Genomic DNA, 23,635 nt, shown 5'->3' with positions numbered 1-23,635 from the left:
GCGCTCAGGCAGGTTGCAGAACGAAATGCGCGGCGAGCGTAGTGTCATTCGGGCTGCTCATTAGGGGGCGCAGAAACACTGTTTCAAACTCATCACTGTCATAGGCCAGATGCCCATGGGCCTGCCCGAATGCAGGCACGATCTGCGGCATCTCCAAGCGAAACTCGCCATTGGCATCAGTCAGCGTCGCGCCGTGACTGCGCGCATCACGCTCATGGCCTTCGGTCGTATGGGCCCAGATTTGGATACGTTGCCCCGGCAAGGGGGCGCCGTCGCCCGCGCGGCGCACGGTCCCGGTCATCCAGAACCCGCCGCCGCCGATCCGTTCCACAATCGGCGCGCCAGGGCGATAGTTGTTGGACCCGCCACGCATGGACGGGGTTGGTGCAACGCCTTGTGCCATTGCGGGACGGATCAGGGTTGTCGCCGCGGCGCCAGCAATCAGGGTGCGGCGGGTCAGTCTATTCAGGGTCATTGGGCAATCTCCTGTCAGGTGGTCTGTTGCCAGAGATACTAGCTCAGCTTGCCGAAACGGCGAACAGGTCTTCGGACGAAATGCAGCAACGCGCGAAAAGTTGATCCCGTTCGGCCGAATGATTTCGCTTGCAGTCCCAGTCGTGCTCTGCTGAGTGGCCCCATGTCCCAACCTGATTTCAGTTTCGAAACGCTGGCCCACCAGAACGGCTTTGCCCATGTGGCTGGAGTCGATGAGGTGGGGCGCGGGCCGCTTGCGGGGCCAGTTGTCGCGGCTGCGGTCATTCTGGACCCAAAGCGCATCCCCACCGGGCTGAATGACAGCAAGAAGCTGACCGCCAAAAGCCGCGACGCGCTGTATGACGCGTTGATGGCCGATGCGGATGTCTCAATCGCGCAAGCCAGCGTCGCAGAGATCGACACCCACAACATCCTGCGTGCCAGCCATATCGCGATGGTCCGGGCGATCGGTGGCCTCAGGCAACCGGCGGATCACGCTCTGATCGACGGGAACATGGTCCCGCGCGACCTGACCCTCTCAGCCGAAACCATCGTCAAAGGGGACGGGCGCAGCCTCTCAATCGCGGCCGCCTCCATCGTCGCAAAAGTGTGGCGCGACCGACACATGGTGGATTTGGCGCAACAGTTCCCCCACTATGGCTGGGAAAAGAACGCGGGATACCCCACGGCCCAACATAAACTGGGCCTCGCGCGTTTTGGCGTCACCCCACATCATAGATGTTCATTCAAGCCGATACACAATATCTTGTATCAAGATAAAAACGTAAGTAATTGATTCAATAAAGTTTTTGACAGCGAATCGTCTCTGACTCACATTAGAGCCAAGCAAATGAGCGGGCCAACCCGCCGGGGCTTTGAGGCAAGTGATGACGACCAAGACGACGCGTAGGGGGGCGAGTGTGCTTCCTTTGAATACGATTATTGATGGTGACTGTATCGAGGTCATGAACAACCTGCCCGTCGGTTCGGTTGACCTGATCTTTGCGGACCCGCCTTACAACCTTCAGCTTAAGGGTGAATTGCACCGGCCCGACAATTCACGCGTCGATGCGGTGGATGATGCCTGGGACCAGTTTGACAGCTTCAAGGCCTATGATCAGTTCACAAAGGCGTGGCTGAAAGCCGCGCGGCGCTTGCTGAAACCCAATGGCGCGATCTGGGTCATTGGCAGCTATCACAACATCTTTCGCATGGGCGCTGAGCTCCAGAACCAGGGGTTCTGGATCCTCAATGACGTCGTCTGGCGCAAATCGAACCCGATGCCGAATTTCCGGGGCAAGCGCCTGACCAATGCGCATGAAACTATGATCTGGGCCTCCAAAGAGGAGGCGAGCAAGTACACGTTCAATTACGAGGCGCTGAAGGCGCTGAACGAAGGTGTGCAAATGCGCTCTGACTGGGTTCTGCCCATTTGCACCGGACATGAGCGCCTGAAAAACGATGCAGGCGACAAGGCACACCCAACCCAGAAACCACAATCGCTGCTCCACCGTGTTCTGGTGGCCACCACAAATCCGGGCGATGTGGTTCTGGATCCTTTCTTTGGCACCGGCACAACGGGCGCGGTCGCCAAGATGCTGGGCCGCGATTTCATCGGGATTGAGCGGGAAGAAGAATACCGCAAGGTCGCTGAAAAGCGGATCGCCAATACGCGCAAGTTCGATAAGGAGGCGCTTGAGGTCTCTGCCTCCAAACGGGCCGAGCCGCGCGTCGCCTTCGGCGTATTGGTCGAACGCGGCATGCTGCGCCCGGGCGAAGAGCTATGGTCGATCAACGGGCGGCACAAGGCCAAGGTGCGCGCCGATGGCACGCTCATTGGCGACGATATTAAAGGATCAATTCATCAGGTCGGGGCGCATCTGGAAGGCGCGCCCAGCTGTAACGGCTGGACCTATTGGCAGTTTAAACGCGACGGGCAGAAGGTGCCCATTGATCTGCTGCGTCAGCAGATCCGCGCAGAGATGGCGAAGCACTGATACTTCACCAAAGTTGATACCGCCGGTGCCTGTGGCAAGCCCAACCATGGTGGAAGGGTCCGCATGCACTAACTTTATCCCCGCCATCGCAATGATGGCGGGGTTTTTTCTGATCATGCACAAGGCGACGCCATACATCCTTAGCGACAGACTATTTCCTTAAATTCTTCATAAAGGTGTGGGTCAAACGGGGATGACGTGCCAATATGATCCTCGTGTTCAGTAGGCAGAGTTCATTTTCGATAATGCAGCGGTTGCTATTTCACCGCGCCAGCGTCAGGTCAGGCGAAACGACGCGGGATAATTGGCCCGTTGTGGAATCGATGATCGAAGCTGATATCGGCTCAAGAACTGAACTGCTTTTGCGGTTCTTTGTGGTCGGGTTTACGGCGCTGTTCCTGATCATCGCCACCGAACAGCGCGCGATTGCCCTTTGGCTGATCATCTTTTTGCTGACCAACGGCTATTACAGTTGGCGGCTTTCGAAGGTCGCCACCCCTGTTTCAGCCCAGACCTATTTGGGGCTGCAGGCGCTTTTCATGCTCTCAGTCGCGCTTTATACGTCCTGCGCGGTTTACATCTTTCTGGTCGGCACGCCGTCATTTGTTACCACTGCCTTGGCCGCGTTGACGGCTCAGGCGCTGTTCAACATCTCACGTCATCGGCAAAGTGATGTATTGGCGATTTTCGATACGGCTGTCGTGGCGCTGGCCGGGCTGTTTTTCGGATTGTCGAGCCTTTGGAAAGTGGACGGCAATCTGTCCGAGCAAATGATCATCGTCATCGCCACATTAGGGGTGTGCAGCTACTACGTCATAGCCCAGATCCGAAAGATCCAGATCCACAATGCACTGCAGACATCCCGGCAAGAGGCTGTGCAAACGCAAAAGATGCGGGCCGTAGGGCAACTGACCGCCGGTGTCGCCCATGAGTTCAACAATCTGCTAACGGTCATTCGTGGCAACATCGAACTTGCGCAGCTTAGCGAAGGTACTTCGGAATCCCAGGCGCGGCTGAACGACGCTATCAAGGCCGCCGACAGGGCAGATGCGCTGACCAGTCAGCTTTTGTCGTTGTCGCGCAAGGCGCGGCTAGAGGCCGCGAGCATCAATCTTGATCAATTCTGGCGCGACTTTGCAACGATTGTCCCGCGCATCACGTCAGCGCAAATACGTGTCCATCTGGAGCCTCAGTCAGAGCCCGAAACGCTTTACTGCGATGTCAATCAGCTAGAGGTCGCGCTGATCAATCTGATCATCAATGCGCGTGATGCCATGGATGAACGCGGCGAGGTTTGGGTGGGCTGTCGTCAGGCAACGCCCGCTGACTTGTCACATCTTGGTTTGGACAAGGATGGCGCATTCGGGATCATCACAGTGCGTGACAACGGCCCAGGTATCCCGAAACATCTTTTGCCAAAAGTGGTCGAGCCGTTCTTTACGACCAAGGATGTCGGCCAAGGAACGGGACTGGGTTTGCCAATGGTCAAGGGCTTTTGCGAGCAGTCAGGCGGTGGCTTTGCCATCGTCAGTGACCCGTCCGGAACGCTTGTATTACTGGGCTTGCCGGTCCTGTCCTCATAAGCTGCGCGGTTGCTTCGCAACCAAAGCTTAACACTTTTGCCTTAGCCCAACGTGACGGTGTTGAGTGAAATCTTAGTGATCGGGGTAAACATGAACGGGAAAATTGGAAGCTTCTTTGAATCGTTTTCTATCAGCCGCGTGGTCGCGGCGGGCAATGTGCTGGCCTGCATTGCACTCATCGCGGTAGGGTTGCTGAGTTACAATCTCGTTCAGAAGCTCGACGCGGAGTTCAAACGTCTGGCCAGCGCATCCGAGAAAGTCATCGCAATCAATGCGGATTTCGAGGATTTGTTTGAGGCGCGTCTGGCGGCGCTCAAATACCGCGCAACCGATGACACCGCCTTGCAACAAGAGGTGGATGCAAACGTCGCCGAAATCACAGAGGCTGGCGCTGTTATGGCTTTGGGATCACCAGATCCGGCGCTTCAGCGCATGGCCTCCGAAAACAGCGATCAGATGCGCGCGTATCAGGCTGCTTTTCAACAACTTATCCAGACCGATCGAATGGCTGCATCAGTGTTGGAGAATGCGGCGGCTATCGGGCTTTCCGCACGTCAGAGCCTTAGCGAGATCCGCGAAACAGCCTATGCTGATGCGGATATCGAGGCCGCGTATCGGTCCGGTATTGCACAGGAAAGCCTGATGCTCGGTCGATACTATTTGATACGTTACGCGATCGGTGGTGCGCCGGCAGATTTTGACCGCGCGAATGCCGAATTGCAGCGCGCGCAATCGGACACGCAGAGCCTTCTGCGCGAATTGCAAAACCCGCGCAGAAGAACATTGGCAAGTGATGTCATCGAGAAGATTGATCAGCTTGTCGAAAATTTGGCCCAGCTTTCATCAGCACTGTCTCAGGCAGAGGCGATTGCGGTTGGCCAACTCGATCAGATTGGCGCGGCGGTCCAGACGGCGACGGAAGCTCAGTTGGACCGGCTCACAGAAGAGCAGACCATGCTAAAGAACCGCTTTTCCGAAATAAAGGGAGCAGCGACGTGGCAGGTCCTCCTGATCTGTGCGGTCCTCACAACTCTGGTCATTCTTTTGTCGCTCGCGGTAATGCTGACGATGAAACGACAGTTCGGCTCTCTCGTCAAAACGACCGAGCGCCTGGCTGGGGGCGATCTTGATGTCGAAATCACGGGTGCCGAACATCAGCATGAATTGGGACGTATGTCGCAGGCATTGATTACATTCAGGGCAGGCGAAAAAGAACGGCGTGACGTTGCACAAAGAGAAGCGCAGCGCGAGGCTGATATCCAAAATGTGCTGTCGCAGCTGAACGGTGCGTTGCAAGGATTGTCGGAAGGCGATCTGACGGTGCGGCTGAGGAATGGCGGCGACCACGGGTTCGAGGCACTTATCGAGAACTTCAACGAGGCAACAGCGAAGCTTGAGACACTGCTGCTGGACGTGACAACCGGAACCGACAGCATGGGCAATGCCGTCACCGACCTGAACGCCTCGATTGAACAGCTGGCGCAAAGGACCGAACATCAGGCGGCGTCGCTCAACCAGACGGCGTCGGCCATGTCGCAACTCAAGGACAACGTCGATGCGACAACACGAAATACGGTAGAAGCCGATCGCGAGGTGAAAGAGGCGCGCGCGCAAACCGAGACCGGGCGCGAAGTCATTGAAAGCACCGTCAATGCCATGAATCGGATCAAGAAGAGGTCGGAAGAGATTACACAGATCATTGCGACCATTGATGACATCGCCTTTCAGACCAACTTGCTGGCGCTCAATGCCGGGGTGGAGGCCGCGCGGGCGGGCGAAGCTGGTAAGGGTTTCGCTGTCGTCGCATCCGAAGTACGCAGTCTCGCGCAAAATGCCAGCGAGGCGGCGGGAACCATCAAGAACCTTATCCATTCGAGCCGTACCGAAATTGAGCAGGGCGCAACGCTTGCCGGTGAAACCAGTGATGCCTTGCAAAATATCGTTGTCGCGGTGGACAAGGCTGCTGGCGTGATGGACAACATCCGCACCGATGCGGCCAACCAGGCTGAGAGCATCTCGGAGATCAACATCGCCATCGCGAATCTGGACGGCGTCACGCAGCAGAATGCAGCAATGGTTGAAGAAACAACTGCCGCCGTGGCCGACGTACATGCCTATACCAAAACGCTTCAACATCAGGCGAGCGTGTTCTCGACCTCAACAGCAACTCCGGCCACAGCACATTTTGCGGCGTAATGAGTCGCTCGGAACTGCGGGTAATACTGCCCGCAGTTTTGCCTTGATGGAGACTAGAGGCAGGTAATTTCTTTCTACTGCAGTTTGCGCAGTGCCGCTGCCCGACAGAGATGAGCGCCCTGTCGTTTGTGGGCCGGCAACTTGTTTTGCTTAAGCGAAAGACCCGCATCACCGAGCGCAAACTAGCGTGAAAGCTATCGCGGTTCTAAGATTTCGACACCACGCAAACCCATGATCGCTCGCGACATAGTAAGATGTGCGCAGATCTTTCATCTACAGCTGACAGACGCTGAACCAGCGGACATCGGGCGACCTCAGCCGTTTCATGCATGCGCGCGACGAATTCCCGGCTTGGTAGTCCTCCCAGAAGGTAAGGCAGCTGAGAGAGAATACCTTTATTCAGAAACAGGGTCCTATCGCGGCAACGGATTTGTGCCACGCTTGTACGCGTCCCAATCGGTGATTTCGGGATAGAACCGGTCGCGCCACGATTTGACCCTGGGGTTCATAGCTTTTTTCCACAATGTGGGCACCAAAGCCATCATCGTCATCACCGGGTAACCGTGGGGGAGTTGCGGGGCCTCATCCTGGGAATAGGTCTGCAAGAGCGGAAACCGGCGACTTGGCTTGTAGTGATGATCCGAATGGCGTTGCAGATTGATCAACAGCCAGTTTGAAGCCCGTTGTGAAGCATTCCAGGAATGACGCGGTTGCACATGTTCATATTTCCCGTCGCCCAGATGCTTCCGGGTAAGCCCGTAATGCTCAACATAGTTGACGAGTTCGAGTTGGAATATCGCCCAGAACGCCTGCACCAAAAACAGGAACACACCCCACCAACCGCCGATCAATGCGGCAAGCAAAATGAAGCCGCCCTGAAGGGCCCAATAAAGCCAGAACGGGTTTGAAAGGTGATACCAGTTCAGACCCTTCCGGGCGAGCATTGCCTTTTCGGCATTGAAGGCAGAGAACCAGCATTGCCACAGCACACGCGGGAAAAAGCGATAAAAGCTTTCGCCATAGCGCGCAGTCACCGGATCGCGCGGGGTTGCAACGTAACGGTGATGGACCAGGAGATGCTCTGACCGGAAATGGGAATAGAGAACAGACGCCATCAGAATGTCAGCCATCCAGCGTTCGGCCTTCGGCTTTTGATGCATCAGCTCATGCGCATAAGTGATGCCGACGGTCCCAGAAAGGATGCCGAGACCGGCAAAAAGCGTCCATTCCTCAACCCGGTTCAGATGGTCGGTCTGGACGACATAGATCATCAGACCAAAGATCGTGGCCAATTGGATTGGGGCCCAAAGCAGCGTGATCAGCTTGTACCAGAAAAGCTGTTCTTCCGGCGTATCAAGGTCGGGGTTTTTGGTGTTGAGACCAATGAAATAGTCGAGCCCAGTGAACAGATACCAGGTTGATAGCGGCAAAAGGAGGATCCACCAGCCACCCAAGTTCGCAACGAGCACGGCCAATGGCACGAGGCCCAACGAGATCCAGAAAGGCAGCGCTGCACCAAGACGTGCGATTTTCGGAGCACCTGGTATTGCGGTCATGATAATCCTCCCGACCTTTGCACAAATGCTAGTCACTTCGCGTTAAAATCTCAATTATCGCGTAGCGTCACGGCAGCGAGGTCGAACACTTTGCGCATGGCGGTGGGGAGTGCTGCGGGACGAAATCCAGACTGGCTAATAAAGCGCCCACGGTGGGGTATCGCGTCATTTGCGACCCGCGCCGTCATGATCTTCAGCCGCAGATGAAAATGGGTAAAGGTGTGCCGCGCCTCTTCCCCCAGTTCCGCCCAGTCGGCATCAAGCGGCGGCGCGGGCTCCGGTTTTTCGGACCAGTCAGAGCCGGGCCAACCCAGCATGCCCCCCAAAAGCCCGGTTTCAGGCCGTGTCTCCAACAGCCAGGCACCGTCTGTGCGGCAGGCGACATAGACGATGCCAAACCGCGTGGGCGTCTTCTTTTTCGGGGTTTTCTTGGGCAGTTCAGCAGCCGTCCCAGCCGCGCGCGCCACGCAAGGATCTCGCCAGGGGCAGATCCCACAGGCTGGGTTGCGCGGGGTGCAGATCGTGGCACCCAGATCCATTACCGCCTGCGCGTAGTCGCCGGGACGTCGCTGTGGCGTCAAGGCCTGCGCATGTTCCGTCAGCAAGGGTTTTGACCCTGGCAATGGGTCGTGGATGTCATGAAGCCGCGCCATCACCCGTTCGACATTGCCATCCACAACGGTTTCGGGGCGGTCAAAGGCGATGGCGGAAATCGCTGCGGCCGTGTAGGGCCCGATGCCCGGCAGCGTCAGCAGGCTATCATAGGTGTCAGGGAAGATGCCGTCGTGATCGGTGACAATCGCCCGCGCGCATTTCAGAAGATTGCGCGCGCGGGCGTAATAACCGAGCCCCGCCCATTCTGCCATCACATCAGCATCATCGGCAGCGGCAAGGTCCGCCACGCCTGGCCAGATCGCCATGAATTTCTGATGATAATCACGGACTGCGGCGACCGTGGTTTGCTGCAACATCACTTCCGACAGCCACACGGCATAAGGATCGGGGCGGATTCCGTTCTTGCGATCAGCGGGCGGAACGCGCCATGGCATCTTTCGCGCATGAACGTCGTACCATTCCAATAATGCCGCACTGAGGTCACGCAATATTTATGTCCCGGTTTTGTTGCCACACTGACTCGCCCGTCAAAGTGTTTTAGGGTATTGCGCAGAGATGAAACAGACACGTCATACCAACACGACCCGCGGCTTTTCGCGCGCGGCGACCTTGGTGCAGACGCGCATTCGCAAGGCAAGCGAGGCGCGGGGCTTTGCCGTGACGCGCCTATTAACCCATTGGGCGGAGATTGTCGGGACCGCAACCGCTCAAGTCGCAACACCGGTGAATGTCAGCTACGGTCAAGGCGGGATGGGGGCGACCCTCACTTTGCTGACGACCGGCGCGCAGGCACCAATGCTGGAGATGCAAAAGGAGCAGATCCGCGAGCGCGTAAATGCCTGCTACGGTTATCGCGCTATTTCCCGGGTTCGGATTACGCAGACGGCGCCAACCGGTTTTGCAGAAGGGCGGGTGGCCTTTGAACCGGCACCAAAGCCCAAACAAATGCGCGATCCGGCTGTGCAAAAAGCGGCGCGCACCCTATCTGAAGGCGTGCAAAGTGATGACTTGCGCAAAGCATTGGCGGCTTTGGGCGAAAATGTCTTGATGAAACAAAAGACCTGACAAGAGGTAGATATGAAACGCAGAACACTTTTGGCCGCAGGTGGCGGCGCTGTCGTGGCCTTGGGTGCCGGATGGTTACTGACGCGGCCCGACCCCGCAACAGGCCTCTTGCCCGGTGCCGCAAATGCGCAGACGACGGATGGCAGCGCGCCAGAGATCATCGAGATGGTTAAAGGCAATCCCGAGGCGCCGGTGGAGCTGATCGAATATGCCTCTTACACCTGCCCGCATTGCGCGTCGTTCCATGCCAACCAGTTCAAGCTGATCGAGCAGAATTATATCGACACGGATAAGGTGAGATTCGTCTATCGTGAGGTTTATTTTGATCGTCCGGGTCTTTGGGCCTCGATGATTGCGCGGGCCACGAATGATACGAATTTCTTCTTTGCGTTCTCGGACATCCTCTATCAGCGCCAGCGCGAATGGCTGGCCAGTGGCGATCCTGCGCAGATCATTCAGGAGTTGCGGACCCTGGCAAAGACGGCCGGGCTGGATGATGCGACGCTGGATGCGGTGCTCAGCGACGCCGCGAAGGCCGAGGCGCTTTATACCTGGTATCAGGACAATGCGCAGCGGGATGGCATCAACTCGACCCCCAGCTTCATCATTGACGGGCGCGGCTATTCCAACATGGCCTATGATGAATTCGCTGAAGTGCTTGACGGGAAACTGGGTTAAGCCCCGGATCCATTGAGACGTCATGAGCGGCCCCGGATGACTTCCGGGGCTGTTTTGTTTGTGGGGCTAAGTCTTGCCCGCGAGCCCGATTTTGTCGAGCGCGGCGTCAAGCGGCGCCCAATCCACAAGCGCAAGACGAACAGGCAAAGTGAGCACTTTCATGCGAAAGTGGTCGGGCAATCGCACGGCATCCTTTTCCGTCGTCACAAGCTGCGCGCCGAGCGCCTTTGCATCGCGTGAAAGCCTGCTCATCAGCGCATCGGTCAGAGGCTGATGATCGCCCAGCGCCTCTGCCCCGACCAGATCAGCGCCCATATCCCGCAAAGTGACAAAGAACTTCTCTGGATGACCGATGCCCGCAAAGGCCAAGAGTTTGAGGTCGCGCCAGGGCATGCCCGTCGGCAACGGGGCGAGATGGCCAACAAGATGCGGCACGGTTAGGTCCCATTGCGCGGCGAACCGTTCTTGCGCGGCAGGCGGGCCAATCGACAGGACAAAATCGGCACGTTTGAGGCCCGCAGCCACAGTCTCCCGCAAGGGTCCGGCGGGCAGCACACGTCCATTGCCGAAGCCCCGCATCGCGTCGACCACGACGATGGAAAGGTCCTTGGCCACATCAGGGTTTTGAAAGCCGTCATCCAGCAAGATCGCGTCGGCACCGGCGTCTTGCGCCGCCCGCACACCTGCGGCGCGATCTTTGGCGACCCATGTGGGGGCAAAGGCCGCAAGCAAAAGCGGCTCATCACCGGTTTCGCTGGCTTTGTCGGCGCGTTCGTCGACACGCAGCGGCCCGTCCAGCGTGCCGCCGTAACCGCGTGAGACGACATGGGGGTGGTACCCACGGGCCAAGAGCCGCTCAATCAGCGCGATGGTTGTTGGTGTCTTGCCAGTGCCGCCGACATTGATATTGCCCATGCAGATCGCCGGGATGTCGGCCTTGATCTTGGCGGGCTGTCTGACCCTGCGGGCGGTGAGAGCACCATAGATCGCGCCAAGAGGTGCCAGAACGCGTGCGAGGATGCCCGGCTTGTCCGGCGGCAGAAACCAGAAGAGCGGCGCGCGCATGCTAGGTTTCCAACTCTTCCAGGCGCGCTTGGATATAAGCGGCGATCCGGTTTGTCACATCGGCCCCGCGCGAGGTGACATCCCAAGCGGCATGGGCAATCTCGGCGGTAACATCAGGCGACAAGAGCGTTTCGACCACAGCACCCAGATCATTTGTGGACCGGATCAGACGCGACGCACCCGCCGCGTTCAGCCGTGCCGCATGTTTCTGATAGGGAGAGACTTGCGGGCCGTAGAGCACTGCTGAGCCCAATGCCGTGGCCTCAAACGGATCGCGGCACCCGCCGCCATAAAGGCTGCCGCCGAGATAGGTGATGGGGGCAATGCGGTACCACAGCCCCAGTTCCTCTTCTGTGTCCGCGATGAAAACCTGGGTGGTCTCTTCGGGATCGTGCTGTTCGGAACGCAACGCGACACTCAGATTCTGACCGCGCATCATGTCGGCAAAATCATTGGCCTGACGGATGTCGGCCGGTGCGATGATCAACAAAAGCCGGTGCGCCGTCCTGCTGGCATCCTGATGGGCCAGACAAAGATCGGGCCATTCGCCAAGATGTGCCGCGGCGGCCAGCCAGACCGGCCGCGTGCCAATCGCCTTGGCGAGTTCCTGTCGCTCTTCCTCGTCACACGGGAGCGCCGGGTCGCTGTCTTCCATCGCTCCCGCAATGAGCACGGTGTCGGCAGGCGCGCCCGCTCGGATCAACCGTTCGGCAGCGCCGCGATCAATGGTCAGGATCGCCTCGAACTGGGCCAAGACAGAGCGCATGGCGCCCGGCACCCAGCCACCGACCACGTTATCAAGCCCCTCTCCATTTGCATCGACAAGGATGGTCGGAACCCGGGTCGACCGGATTTCATCCAGCATCACCAGATCAAGATCACCGCGCACCCAGATCACCATTGATGGCTGCCAATGGTCGAGGAAACTGCGAATGGTCTCTTTCCCCTGCGGCTCCGGCAGCGCGCGGTTCGAGCGGGTTTTGTGCCAGTTATGCAAGGTGGCGATGATCTGGATCGGATCGCCGTCTTCTGCCAGTTTGCGACCGAGCGTTTCGACAATGGTCAGCTGGTCCGGCGCGCTGCACCGCGCCCAGATGATGGTGCCAGCAGGGCGCGGTGGATGATCGTTGGGGCCGAAACTGCGATCCGCGACGCCCAGATTGGCCAGATAGGCCGCAATGGAAAGGGATCGTGCCATGGTTCGGGTCCTACGGGTCCGCGCTTAACCCAGCTCTTCAGTTGAAGAGGCCGCGGTTTCCTCATCACGCAAGCGGTGGATATGGGCGATGTAATAGCGCATATGCGCGTTATCGACAGTCCGCTGCGCGGCCCCCTTCCAGGCGTTGTAAGCCGCCTCGTAATTGGGAAACATGCCAACGATATCAATGTCATCGACATCCTTGAACACGTTCTTGGATGGATCGACCAGTTCGCCCCCAAAGACCAGGTGCAAGCGTTGCGTCATGGGAAAACCTTCGCGTGAGTTTCAAATCTGCCGTAGCTTAAGCGCTTGGCGACGGTGGCTCAAGCCGGGCGGCAAAATCGGCGTGGAGTTCTGGGCCAGCGACAAGCACCCCGGGAACTTGCGGGTGCCGATTGTTGAACCGTAGATCCCGATCATATTGATCGGTGATGGTCGCACCGGCCTCGGATGCGATCAGGGCACCAGCGGCGATGTCCCATTCCCAACTGGGCCGGAAAGTCATCATCCCGTCAAAACGCCCTGCCGCCACGAGGCACAGCCGATAGGCGAGGGATGAGCGAAACGTCCGCTTGATGGCAGGCACTTGCTGGTCTTTCCAAAACCGCGGCTGCAGGTTCACCTTGGCGGTCAGGATCGTCGATTCACCCAAACGCGCATCAGTCGAGCGGATCGTCTCGTTATTGCAGGTGGCACCTTCGCCGAGAGATGCGGCAAACATCTGGTCGCGCACGGGCAGATACACTGCAGCCGCGACTACAGCCCCTTCCTCGACGATGGCCAGCGAGTGGCCCCAATCCTTTGCCCCGTCGATAAAGGCGCGGGTGCCATCGATGGGATCAATGACAAACTGACGCTTGGTATGAAGCCGCGCGGTGCTATCCTCGGTCTCTTCCGACAGCCAGCCGTAATCGGGCCGGGCGGCGCGCAATTCATGCTCCAACATCGCGTTGACGGCCAGATCCGCCTCTGTCACCGGACCTGCGCCATCGGGCTTGTGGGTCACATCGGGGGCGTTTTTGAAGTAGCGCGTCGCAATCTCCCCCGCCTCCCGCGCGGCATCTGTCAAGAGCGCAAGGTCAGTCGCCGGCAAGGGTGAGACCTTCGACGAGGAGCGACGGAACAACCCGGCTGAGATGCGTGCGGGCATCATTGGCAGGCACAATAGTTTTCAACATGTCGCGCAGATTGCCAGCCACAGTGCATTCATTCACCGGATAGGTGATTTCACCGTTTTCCACCCAAAAGCCTGAGGCTCCGCGCGAATAGTCACCAGTATTGGGGTTGATGGTGGAGCCGATCATAGATGTGACCAAAAGCCCCGTTCCCATCTCGTTGATCAGATCATCGCGGGTCTGCGTGCCTTGGGTCAGGCTGACATTCGACAGGCTGGGGCTTGGCGGCGCGCCGGGGCTGCCGCCTGCATTGGCGGTGCTTTCCAGCCCCAGTTTGCGCGCATTTGCAAGGTCCAGCGTCCAGCCCGTGAGAATACCGTTTTCAACGATGGCGCGCCGCTGTGTCGGCAGACCTTCCGCATCAAAAAGTCGCGAACCGGTGACCCGCGGCCTGTGCGGATCTTCGATCAGCGACAAAGCTTTGGGCAAGACCTGTTCACCGACAGCATCGCGTAACCAGCTTGATCCACGGGCGATTGCGGCACCATTGGCGGCTTGCAGAAGACTGCCGATCAGAGAATTGGCGATCCTTTCGTCAAAAAGAACCGGGAACGCGCCGGTACCTGGCTTGCGCGCACCTGACCGTTCCACCGCGCGGGCCGCAGCCAATGCGCCGATCTCGGCAGCATCGCGCAGATCGCTTTGGAAAACGCGGCTGTCAAAGTCGTAATCCCGCTCCATCTCGGTACCGGTTCCGCTAATGGCGACACAAGACAATCCGCGATCCGTGCGTGCGAAACCGGCGGAAAACCCGTTGGTTGCCGCCAGATGAATGCGGCGGCTGTTGTAACCGGCAGCAGCCGATTGCACTTGCGAGATGCCTTTATTTTTCAGCGCCGCAGCTTCGGCGCGGGTCGCATCCTCTTGCAATGCGGCCGGATCAGGCTCTTCTGAGGGATCGAAGAGTTCCAATGTGCTCGTGTCGGTTTGTGTGGCAAGTTGGTCGGCCTCTGCAAGGCCAATATGCGGGTCATCGGGCGCCTCATTGGCCATGGCGACGGCCCGTTCTGCCATCTCTGCCAGCGTGCTAGGGGCGGTATCGGATGATGACACGCAGGCCTGACGTTGCCCCACAAGTACCCGCAACCCCGCTGTGATCCCTTCAGACCGGTCCGCCTGCTCAAGCGCGCCATTTCGAACGGTGATCGACAGGCTGGTTCCATCAATGGCGATGGCGTCAGCAGCATCGGCGCCGGCCTTGCGGGCGGCATCCAGCATCTGCTCAGACAGATCGGCAAGGGATTGAGTCATCGGATATCCTTTGTACTGCGCGAGACCTAGTGCGACGGCATAATGCCCGCAAGTGCCATGAAAAATGGCGCGATATGATCATACCGCGCCATTCTGAAAGGCTTTGAAAAGGTTAGCGGATTTGCTGCCCGTTCGCCAGCACACGGCCATCGGCGGTAACTTCAAGCTTGGTCTCTAGGCGATCATCGCCAGTAGACCGTGCAAACATGCCCATCATCATACGAGGACCCATCGCATCTTCCTGGCTGACAATGCCCATCGAGATCAGATTGTCAATCAGGCGGTTCAGGCCGCTGATTTCAACAACCACGTCACCTTCGGGCTTGGGCAGCGGCGCAAAGGACTGCATATCACTGTTATCAAAGGTAAAGGCACCGGTGCCTGTCACCAACGCCCCAGCAGCCGCAATGCGCAGCCTTTCAAGGTTCAGCTCGGCCAGTTCAAACGGCATGTCGGAAGCATCAATCGCAGCCTGTTGCGAGGGATCCATCAGGTCAAACAGCGGCTTGGCCATCCCTGCGAGCGAAAACTGAATCGTCGCCGGATCACGCGGCAGAACGCTGCCGGGATCGAACAGGTTCCAGACCATGTCGTTCAGCGTCAGGTCAACGAAATCCAGGCTGAGCCCGAAGTCAGAGGGCGTATCGCTTTTCGATGTCGGCATCTCAAATCCAATGCCATATTCGCTGAGCGACAACTCGACCGGGAAAGGCAACTCGCTAGCCGAGATATTGGCCGCAAGATCCGTCGTGCTGGTGTTGTAGGAAACGACATCGGCATTCAGTTCAGCTTCCAACGACGTCGGGCCAGTACTGACCGAACCGGATGCCTGATCGCCCTCTGCATTGATATCGAAAATGTAAGCAGAATTGTCGAGGCTGTAGCCACCAGCAAAGCTGAACCCGTCAACCATCATCGTGTCGGGATCGTCAAAATTCGCATCCATGGGCACGGACATGTTGCCATTCAGCGCCATGTTTTCGATCTTGCCACCACCCGTGATGTATTCACCCTCACCACCGGGGATCTGAATATCAACCAGCAGGTCGATTGAACTGACACTGCCCTCATAGGCGATTTCGCGCAGATCAGACGTGGTTGTGTTGTAAACACTGTTCAGATCGTTAGCCACGATCTGTGCATCACCGGTAAAGGTGATGTCACCGTCAACCACTTCGTCCAGCGCAATGCTGTAGCTATTGGCATTGATCTCGTAGTTCATCGCGCCAGGATCACCGCTGACGATCATCTCAAGCGCGTCTTGCGCAACGGTCAGACTGACTACAACGCCGTCCGCCCCGGTGAGCGTGATGGGATAGCTTTCTTCCATGGTCACAAGGACGGTGCCATTGCGCTGTTCTTCGAAAACAAGGTCTCCGATCTCGGCGCTCATCGCGAGTTCGGGATCGTCGATGCTCACGGCAAGATCGCGTACAGTAACTGTGCCGCCGGACACCTCTTCGCCACCGATGGAAACGCTGTCGTCGCCGTAAAGCGTCATCTGCGATTTCCAGTCTTCCCACACTTGCGCTGCGGTCACATCGGCCTGCGCCGCGCCGCCAGCTACCAACGCTGCGAGGCAAACCGCACTCTGCAGTTTTGTGGTCGTCTTCATCCCAAATCCCTTTCTTCAGTCTTGTCTTTCGAACCGCGCCGAGCGTTCGTAGTATACGGGCCGGGACGAATGTTGCGATTCACTAAGTAGCCACCCAGGGACCAAATCGAAAGGGATCAGTGTGAAAAACATCAACATGGCCGGAAAAACCGTGCTGGTGACCGGGGCCAGTCGCGGGATTGGTGCGGCGGCGGCGCGGGCCTTTGCTGATGCTGGTGCCAATGTGGCACTTGTGGCGCGCAGCACCGACGCTATCGCTGAAATCGCGGGCGAGATTGGTGATCAGGCGCTGGCAATTCCTTGTGATGTCTCGCGCCATACCGAGGTTGAGATGGCTGTCGCGGCGACGGCCAACACGTTTGGCGGGCTTGATGTGCTGATCAATAATGCCGGTGCCATCGATCCGATTGGGCATCTGGTCGAGACCGATCCGGAGGCGTGGGGACGTGTCATTGATATCAACCTCAAAGGCGTGATGTATGGGATGCGGGCCGCCATGCCCGGCATGATTGCACAGGGGCATGGCACGATCATCAATATCTCATCCGGCGCAGCCCATGGACCTGTTGAAGGGTGGACCGCCTATTGCAGTTCCAAGGCGGGGGCGTACATGCTGACCCGTGCCGCCGACAAAGAGGCGCGTGAAAAGGGGCTGCGTATATTGGGGCTGTCGCCCGGCACCGTTGCCACACAGATGCAACGCGACATCAAGGAATCCGGGATCAACCCTGTCAGCCAGTTGGACTGGTCGGTGCATATCCCACCTGAATGGCCAGCGCAGGCGCTTTTGTGGATGTGCACGCCAGAAGCCGACGAATACCTCGGAACCGACGTGAGCCTGCGCGACGAGGATGTTCGCGCCAAGGTCGGCCTGACATGATCCGCTGTGACAAGGACGGCGATCTGTGGACCCTCACAATTGACCGGCCCGATAAGGCTGGTGCCCTGACGGCGGATATGCTCAACGCCTTGGCCGATCATGCGGCTGCCGCGCAAGAGGCGAAGGCGGTGATCCTGACCGGCAGCGGCAAGGTCTTTAGCGCAGGTGCCGACCTTGATGCGGCGAAGGCCGGTTTGGCCACTGATCCGGCATGGGAGCGGTTATCGGGGGCGGTTGCAGCCTTGCCCGGTCTCACCATTGCGGCACTTAACGGGACGGCTGCGGGTGGGGCGTTTGGGATGATGCTGGCCTGTGATCTGCGCATCGCTGTGCCAGGTGCAAAGTTCTTCTATCCGGTCATGAAGCTGGGGTTTTTGCCGCAGCCGTCTGACCCGGTGCGGCTGACCCGGCTGGCAGGTGCGTCGCGGTCCAAGATGATCCTCATGGCCGGGCAAAAGGTGACAGCACAGGATGCGCTGGCTTGGGGGTTGATTGACGAGATCGTCGAACCCGACGCCCTGATGAACCGCGCCAGAGAACTCGCTGCAGATGTCCTGAAAGCCGATCTCGGCCATGTGGCGGCCATCAAGCATATGGCGGACTTGCACTGAACCCCGGCGAAGAGGTGCCGCAGATGGCGGATGCGGTCGTGATTGGCGCGGGGCCCGCTGGGCTGATGGCGGCCGATGTACTGGCAAGCGGCGGTTTTCGGGTGATCCTGACTGATGCGATGCCATCGGTCGGTCGCAAGTTCCTGATGGCAGGCAAATCCGGGCTGAACCTGACGAAGGTGGAGCCTGAAGCCGAATTTCTCGCGGCCTTTGGCCCCTTACCGCCAGCCATGCAGAAAGCCTTGAGCGAATTTGGCCCGAATGAGGTCATCGCGTGGGCCGAAGGGTTGGGCCAACAATTATTCATCGGGTCCACTGGCCGCGTTTTTCCGACCGTGATGAAAGCATCGCCTTTGCTGCGTGCGTGGTTAGCCCGGCTGGCGGATTTGGGTGTGAGCATCGGGACGCGTTGGCGCTGGGATGGGTGGGACGGTGATGCGCTGGCATTTGACACTATCGATGGCCGCCGATTGTTGCGCCCTCATGTGACCGTTCTTGCCCTAGGCGGTGCCAGTTGGGCACGGCTGGGTGCGAATGGGCATTGGGCACGGCATTTCGAAGGCGCTGTCGCGCCCTTTGCACCCGCAAATATGGGATTTCGCGTGGCGTGGAGCGACCACATGGCCCGCCATTTCGGCGCGCCGATCAAGTCTGTCGCTTTGCGGGCTGGGGATCAGGTCTCGCGGGGCGAATGCGTGATCTCGGAAAAAGGCATCGAAGGTGGCGGGGTCTATGCAGTGTCGCGAGCGATGCGCGAAGGTGCTGCGCTCACGCTTGATCTGTTGCCGGACTGGTCAGAGCAGCGTATTGCGGAGGCCCTCGCCAAACCGCGTGGCAAAGCCAGCCTGTCCAATCATCTGCGCAAGGTGCTGCGGCTTGATCCGGTGCGGCTGGCGCTGCTGGCGGAGTTTGGGCGCCCCTACCCCGATAATCTCGCGCCTTTGATCAAGGCCCTGCCCATACGCCATCTTGGCCCCCGCCCAATGGATGAGGCGATCTCAACTGCGGGCGGCATCATGTTCGACAAACTGACCGATGGCCTGATGCTACGCGACATGCCCGGCGTGTTTTGCGCCGGCGAAATGCTCGATTGGGAGGCGCCGACGGGCGGCTATCTGATCACCGGTTGCCTTGCCACGGGCAGACATGCTGCGCATGCCGCCTTGGACTTTGCCAAGGATATCGATCCGCGAGACTGATGGCCCCGGGGTCATGAACTCATCCTGACCGGAGCGCAAAGACGCTGCCGCCCGTTCCGCGGGCCAAAGGCTTCGTTAAGCCACCAACTGCAGGTTTTTAGCCTCATGGCCATAGAGGTTCAGATCCCAAGCATAGCGATTGCGCAGGATCGTGCGCGCCTCGGCATTGTAGCGCGACTGCGTCGGTTTCATCAGCGTCAACGTATCGAGGGAATGACCGCCAAAGCTGGGTGAGATGCCAATCTGATGGAAAATCTCGCTCAGTTCCTCTTCCGCATTTTCCGCCCGCACGACATGAGAAACATAGTCGCCGCACCAAGCCTCACCCGACCAGGCGCCAAAGCGTCGCCAGCGCGGCCCACCGAAGGGAGCGGCACCATATCCGTTGGGGCGGGTCGACGCCAGCCAGCGCGTGAAGCCCGGATCACCAACACCTACACTGCGTCGCATGCGCCAGATTTTGTTGGTCTTCGAAATCCGGTCATAAAGCTGCACCATCTTCTGGGCCGGATGCCGGATGACGGCGATGCGCGTATATTTGCGAAATGCAAATCCCGCCAGATCAAAGGCAAGCTCTGCCTCTGCCGGGGACATATCCCGAAAGAAATTTGATTGGGGCATGGCGCCGCGCATGCCGACAATCGGCTGATCCAGCCAGGGCTGTAGCGCGCGCGAAATCCAGGGGCATGCGCCCAAAGGATCGGGGAAAACGATGAACTGGTAACGATGTGACACTAACATAATCGCAACCTGTATGATTAAGGTTAACAATTGGTTGACACGTATAGCGTGCATTCATGCAAATCCATCCACGCGGAAGTTTTCAACCATTTTCAAGCCCTTCCCGGCAGGTTAGACATCGCTGACGGGAAGTGTGGAGAACAAGAATTTGCAACGCGTCATCCTCGCGACGACATCCGCGCTTGCGCTGATGGCCGGCAATATCGGGTCGGCCCAGGACGCCCTCACCAATTATTCGCTGTTTGGAACGCCCGGGTTGCTTGAGATGCCCACAGCACAAAGCGCACCCGAGGGCACCTTGGCGGGTAGCCTTGCTTATCAGGACGGGCTTTTCCGCGCGACGGCGACCTTTCAACTCACGCCGCGCCTGTCGGCCAGCGCGCGCTATTCCATCGTTGATCTCTACGACAGCCCCACGACCGAGATCGATGAAGGCGCATTTGAACGCAGCTTTGACCTGCAATACCGGCTAAACAACGAAGGGACCTATCTGCCCGCCTTTGCCATCGGGATCCGTGATGCCTTTACGCCGGGCCGTTTTGCGTCGGAATACATCGTCGCCTCCAAAAGCATCGGCGACAACCTAATCGTCACCGGCGGGATCGGCTGGGGTGCGATGGGTTTGCGCGATGGGTTTGACAATCCGTTTTCGGATCTGGGCGACCGCCCCGTTTTCGATGATGCGGAAAGTGAGGGGCAACTGGGCTCTGATCTCTGGTTCCGCGGCGATGCGGCAGCCTTTGGCGGGTTAAGTTATCAGATCAACGACAAATGGGGTTTGGTCGCAGAGTATTCTTCAATTGACTATCCTGTCGCGACCGGTCGCCCGGCGCTGGAGGCGGATTCGCCTTATAACTTTGGCGTCACCTACCGCCCGCGCCCCGGCACACAATTGTCACTTGCTTCGCTTTACGGCAGTGAGATTGCCCTTTCGGGGACCTTCACGCTCAATGCAAATGACCGCCCGGCAATGAGCGGGTTGGAGAAGGCGCCCGCGCCCGTCAATGCACGCAGCGCCGCGCAATTGCGTGAAGACACCTGGGACCGTGATACGGCACCGCCGGCCGGGCTCCGTGCCGCTATGGAAGCGTTGCTTGATATCGAGGGCCTGACATTGCGCGGTTTGGACGTTACCGACAGCACGGCGCGGATCCGGTATTCAAACAGCCGCTACCGATCGCATGCGCAGGCCATGGGGCGCGTCGCGAGGATGATGACACAAGTCATGCCACCTTCAGTTGAGACATTCATTCTGGAACCCGAGGCACGCGGCATTCCACTGTCATCGGTCACCATACGCCGCAGTGATCTTGAGCGACTTGAGAACCGCCCCGGCGCGGCTGAACAACTTCTGAACAGCGTTGAGATCGAGGACGCGGCGATGCGCGGTCCGATACAGAACCGCATTGCCGTTGAAGAACGGTTTCGCTGGGGATTGGGCCCTTATCTGACAATCGATCCCTTCAGCAGCGACGGTTCAATTGCTGTAGATGCCGGGCTCAGTCTTTCGGCGAGTTACACCATTACGCCGCGCACGGTTTTGAGCGGCGTCATTACGCAGAGCGTCCTGCCCGCGGACAAGGATGACCCGTCACCTGATACGGACGATATTCCCAATGTCCGTACCGATGGCGGTGCCTATGGTGATGACGGCGTTCCCGTCCTGCAACGCCTGACACTTGCCAGTTATGGAAGGCCAGCAACAGATCTCTATAGCCGCGTCACCGTAGGTTACCTGGAACGGATGTATGGCGGTGTGTCGACCGAACTCTTATGGAAACCGGTCGACAGCCGATTAGGGCTTGGGGCAGAACTGAACTATGCCGTCCAGCGCGACAGCGATATGGCTTTCGGGTTTGACGAGTTTGACTACGACGTGGTGACCGGTCACGTCTCGGCCTATTACGATCTTGGAAATGGGTATCACACGCAGTTGGATGTCGGGCGGTATCTGGCAGGCGATTGGGGGGCAACGCTCTCGATTGACCGTGAATATGAAAACGGGGTGCGGGTCGGCGCCTACGTCACGCAGACCGAGATCTCTTACGACGATTTCGGTGATGGGTCTTTCAATAAAGGGGTTCAAATCTCGATCCCGCAGGACTTCATCACCGGGCAGCCCAATCGCGGCAGCTATGGTACAACGATCCGGACACGGGTCGGCGATGGCGGTGCACGGCTCAATGTCGGAGGCAGGCTTTACGGGTTCGTGCGCGACGCGCATCAGGGCGATCTGACAGATACATGGGGGCGGTTCTGGCGATGAGACATCACATCCGGTATCTGGTGTTGGGCATTGTCGGAGCACTGCTATCCGCCTGCGGCTCAATAGAGGAAGAGGGCACTGGCAATCAGATCGGCGCCCTTGCGACCGAGCTGATCACCGCACGAACAGGTGCCGCGGCGCCTGCCACAATCGCCGTGCCACAAGACGAAATCCTAAACAATCCCGGCCAGTATATGCGTGTCAATATCCGCGATCTGGACCGCTGGGATACGATGGCGCAGGCCGCACAGAACGGCCGACGGATCACCTGGGTCGATACCGAAAACAACACGATCACTCTTGAAAACGGGATCGTTGTCGCGACCAGGGGCCTGCCACGCGACCTCATGGGGGCTGATGTCGGGCAGGTTTGGGCAGCAATCCGCGCAGGCGGCGGAAATGCGCAAAGAATCCATGAATTCCTGGGTGATGACGACCAAATTTCACAACAACTGTTGCAATGCAGCATCGCCCCGAAAGGTCCTGACATCGTGCAAAGGCTGGGCCAGACGCTTGATTCAAGGCGTTTCGAGGAAAAATGTGCGGGCGAAGGGCTCCAATTGACCAATATTTATTGGATAAATCGCAATGGGCGGCTTTTGCGCAGCCTTCAGGCCATTTCGCCAGAGGCCGGATACCTGCAAATCGACGTTTTTTGATCTTAATTTGGCCCTCTTGGTTTTTTCGAGCGACCCTGATTTAAGAAAAACTGAGGCGGGCCGCTCGGTTACCGCCTGAACGTGCATTAATTGGAGTACCGACATGCGCCTTACAACTACACTTGCAGCTTCGGCCGCACTGGCCGTTTCTGGTTTCGCTGCCAATGCTGGCGGCCTGTCTGATGAAGTGATGGAAGCACCCGTTGTTGCAGTTGAGCCTGAGCCCGCACCTGCTGGCACATCCATCAGCCCGACATTCGTGATCCTCGGCGTTCTGGCAGCATTGCTGATCGCAGCTGCGGTGAACGACGACTAAAGCGCAAAGCCGCTTTTGTGGTTTTACCTAGAAACAAGGCAGGCCACTGGCCTGCCTTGTTTTTTGTTGCCACTGTGCTGCAGTGGCCAGTTAACACGCAAAATACCACGTTTACCTTTTGTTAAGGTTCTAGCCTGACGGCGCAAATTGCCCTAACGTCAAAGCTGCGTGGCTTTATAGAACCGCGTGAAGACAACAGAATTGGAATGCTGATATGCGCTTTACAACAACACTCGCAGCCGCTGCCCTTTGTGCTGCCCCCGCCCTTGTCGTCCATGCAGGTGGCCTGTCGGACGAAATCATGGAAGCCCCCGTCGCGGCAGTTGAGCCTGAAGTGGCACCTGCCGGTACGTCCATCAATCCCACCTTCGTGATCATCGGTGTACTCGCTGCCCTGCTTTTGGCCGCCGCGCTAAATGATGATGACGACGATGATGATGATAGCGACGACACCCCCACTGCTTCGTTGCTCTAATCATCACTCTTAAAGCT

23 protein-coding genes are annotated in these 23,635 nt (G+C 58.3%); 13 read left to right on the top strand and 10 right to left on the bottom strand.

Features of this window, described 5'->3' with window-relative positions:
* Positions 1-4: 4 nt before the first annotated feature.
* Complete coding sequence (locus SLH47_RS22125) at positions 5-475, bottom strand: twin-arginine translocation pathway signal (RefSeq protein ID WP_320242744.1); 471 nt, start codon at positions 473-475, stop codon at positions 5-7.
* Between the two features lie 162 nt (positions 476-637).
* Between SLH47_RS22125 and SLH47_RS22120 the strand changes: the two genes are divergently transcribed.
* The 4 genes from SLH47_RS22120 (at position 638) to SLH47_RS22105 (ending at position 6,250) form a co-directional block, all read left to right on the top strand.
* Entirely contained in the window at positions 638-1,270 is a 633-nt protein-coding gene (locus SLH47_RS22120) for a ribonuclease HII (RefSeq protein WP_320242742.1), read from the top strand.
* A gap of 91 nt (positions 1,271-1,361) precedes the next feature.
* Positions 1,362-2,471 (top strand): site-specific DNA-methyltransferase, encoded by a 1,110-nt coding sequence (locus SLH47_RS22115; RefSeq protein ID WP_320242740.1) that lies wholly within the window; start codon positions 1,362-1,364, stop codon positions 2,469-2,471.
* Positions 2,472-2,794: 323 nt separating this feature from the next.
* Entirely contained in the window at positions 2,795-4,054 is a 1,260-nt protein-coding gene (locus SLH47_RS22110; protein WP_320242739.1) for a sensor histidine kinase, read from the top strand.
* 60 nt (positions 4,055-4,114) lie between these two features.
* Positions 4,115-6,250 (top strand): methyl-accepting chemotaxis protein, encoded by a 2,136-nt coding sequence (locus SLH47_RS22105; RefSeq protein WP_320242738.1) that lies wholly within the window; start codon positions 4,115-4,117, stop codon positions 6,248-6,250.
* Between the two features lie 413 nt (positions 6,251-6,663).
* Here the strand turns inward: SLH47_RS22105 and SLH47_RS22100 are convergent, their stop codons facing one another.
* A complete protein-coding gene (locus SLH47_RS22100; RefSeq protein ID WP_320242736.1) occupies positions 6,664-7,806 on the bottom strand; it encodes an alkane 1-monooxygenase in 1,143 nt (380 codons plus the stop codon).
* A 50-nt stretch (positions 7,807-7,856) separates the two neighbouring features.
* Positions 7,857-8,855: an A/G-specific adenine glycosylase gene (locus tag SLH47_RS22095; protein ID WP_320242734.1), complete on the bottom strand. Its 999-nt coding sequence runs from the start codon at positions 8,853-8,855 to the stop codon at positions 7,857-7,859.
* A gap of 121 nt (positions 8,856-8,976) precedes the next feature.
* Here SLH47_RS22095 and SLH47_RS22090 point away from each other — a divergent pair, with 121 nt between their 5' ends.
* Both SLH47_RS22090 and SLH47_RS22085 read left to right on the top strand, forming a co-directional pair.
* Entirely contained in the window at positions 8,977-9,486 is a 510-nt protein-coding gene (locus SLH47_RS22090) for a DUF721 domain-containing protein (RefSeq protein WP_320242732.1), read from the top strand.
* Between the two features lie 12 nt (positions 9,487-9,498).
* Positions 9,499-10,164, top strand: a complete 666-nt coding sequence (locus SLH47_RS22085) for a DsbA family protein (RefSeq protein WP_320242730.1) — start codon at positions 9,499-9,501, stop codon at positions 10,162-10,164.
* Between the two features lie 66 nt (positions 10,165-10,230).
* On the opposite strand, the gene lpxK is transcribed toward SLH47_RS22085, so the two are convergent.
* The 6 genes from lpxK to SLH47_RS22055 form a co-directional block, all read right to left on the bottom strand.
* The gene (gene lpxK, locus SLH47_RS22080; RefSeq protein WP_320242728.1) at positions 10,231-11,229 is read right to left on the bottom strand and encodes a tetraacyldisaccharide 4'-kinase; all 999 of its coding nucleotides are present in this window, start codon (positions 11,227-11,229) and stop codon (positions 10,231-10,233) included.
* Between the two features lies 1 nt (position 11,230).
* Complete coding sequence (locus SLH47_RS22075) at positions 11,231-12,427, bottom strand: 3-deoxy-D-manno-octulosonic acid transferase (protein WP_320242726.1); 1,197 nt, start codon at positions 12,425-12,427, stop codon at positions 11,231-11,233.
* A gap of 24 nt (positions 12,428-12,451) precedes the next feature.
* Positions 12,452-12,694, bottom strand: coding sequence for a DUF4170 domain-containing protein (locus tag SLH47_RS22070; RefSeq protein ID WP_320242724.1), 243 nt, complete (start codon positions 12,692-12,694; stop codon positions 12,452-12,454).
* Positions 12,695-12,731: 37 nt separating this feature from the next.
* Positions 12,732-13,523: a 3'(2'),5'-bisphosphate nucleotidase CysQ gene (locus SLH47_RS22065; RefSeq protein WP_320242722.1), complete on the bottom strand. Its 792-nt coding sequence runs from the start codon at positions 13,521-13,523 to the stop codon at positions 12,732-12,734.
* On the bottom strand, positions 13,510-14,856 hold the full coding sequence (locus SLH47_RS22060; protein ID WP_320242720.1) for a TldD/PmbA family protein: 1,347 nt from the start codon (positions 14,854-14,856) through the stop codon (positions 13,510-13,512). The genes SLH47_RS22065 and SLH47_RS22060 overlap by 14 nt, the downstream gene beginning before the upstream one ends.
* Positions 14,857-14,968: 112 nt before the next feature.
* Positions 14,969-16,471, bottom strand: coding sequence for a DUF2125 domain-containing protein (locus SLH47_RS22055; RefSeq protein WP_320242718.1), 1,503 nt, complete (start codon positions 16,469-16,471; stop codon positions 14,969-14,971).
* Between the two features lie 130 nt (positions 16,472-16,601).
* Here SLH47_RS22055 and SLH47_RS22050 point away from each other — a divergent pair, with 130 nt between their 5' ends.
* From SLH47_RS22050 to SLH47_RS22040, 3 genes are read left to right on the top strand one after another with little or no spacing between them, the layout of a single operon-like run.
* The gene (locus SLH47_RS22050; RefSeq protein ID WP_320242821.1) at positions 16,602-17,351 is read left to right on the top strand and encodes an SDR family oxidoreductase; all 750 of its coding nucleotides are present in this window, start codon (positions 16,602-16,604) and stop codon (positions 17,349-17,351) included.
* Positions 17,348-17,962 carry an enoyl-CoA hydratase/isomerase family protein gene (locus tag SLH47_RS22045; RefSeq protein ID WP_320242716.1) on the top strand — a complete coding sequence of 205 codons (615 nt, stop codon included), beginning with the start codon at positions 17,348-17,350 and terminating at the stop codon, positions 17,960-17,962. Before SLH47_RS22050 ends, SLH47_RS22045 begins: the two co-directional genes overlap by 4 nt.
* A gap of 23 nt (positions 17,963-17,985) precedes the next feature.
* A complete protein-coding gene (locus SLH47_RS22040; RefSeq protein WP_320242714.1) occupies positions 17,986-19,161 on the top strand; it encodes a TIGR03862 family flavoprotein in 1,176 nt (391 codons plus the stop codon).
* A 75-nt stretch (positions 19,162-19,236) separates the two neighbouring features.
* On the opposite strand, the gene SLH47_RS22035 is transcribed toward SLH47_RS22040, so the two are convergent.
* Positions 19,237-19,896: a hypothetical protein gene (locus SLH47_RS22035; protein ID WP_320242712.1), complete on the bottom strand. Its 660-nt coding sequence runs from the start codon at positions 19,894-19,896 to the stop codon at positions 19,237-19,239.
* A gap of 154 nt (positions 19,897-20,050) precedes the next feature.
* Between SLH47_RS22035 and SLH47_RS22030 the strand changes: the two genes are divergently transcribed.
* The 4 genes from SLH47_RS22030 to SLH47_RS22015 all read left to right on the top strand — a co-directional run bounded on the left by SLH47_RS22030 (position 20,051) and on the right by SLH47_RS22015 (position 23,618).
* Positions 20,051-22,168 carry a YjbH domain-containing protein gene (locus tag SLH47_RS22030; protein ID WP_320242710.1) on the top strand — a complete coding sequence of 706 codons (2,118 nt, stop codon included), beginning with the start codon at positions 20,051-20,053 and terminating at the stop codon, positions 22,166-22,168.
* Positions 22,165-22,827: a YjbF family lipoprotein gene (locus SLH47_RS22025; protein ID WP_320242709.1), complete on the top strand. Its 663-nt coding sequence runs from the start codon at positions 22,165-22,167 to the stop codon at positions 22,825-22,827. Before SLH47_RS22030 ends, SLH47_RS22025 begins: the two co-directional genes overlap by 4 nt.
* A 103-nt stretch (positions 22,828-22,930) precedes the next feature.
* Entirely contained in the window at positions 22,931-23,143 is a 213-nt protein-coding gene (locus tag SLH47_RS22020; RefSeq protein ID WP_320242707.1) for a hypothetical protein, read from the top strand.
* A 214-nt stretch (positions 23,144-23,357) separates the two neighbouring features.
* Positions 23,358-23,618, top strand: a complete 261-nt coding sequence (locus tag SLH47_RS22015; RefSeq protein WP_320242705.1) for a hypothetical protein — start codon at positions 23,358-23,360, stop codon at positions 23,616-23,618.
* The last annotated feature ends 17 nt before the right edge of the window (positions 23,619-23,635 follow it).

Source organism: Cognatiyoonia sp. IB215182 (assembly GCF_033963905.1).
Taxonomy (GTDB): Bacteria; Pseudomonadota; Alphaproteobacteria; order Rhodobacterales; family Rhodobacteraceae; genus Yoonia.
Note: the sequence above shows the minus strand (reverse complement) of the source record. Positions and strands in the feature narration are given on the sequence as shown.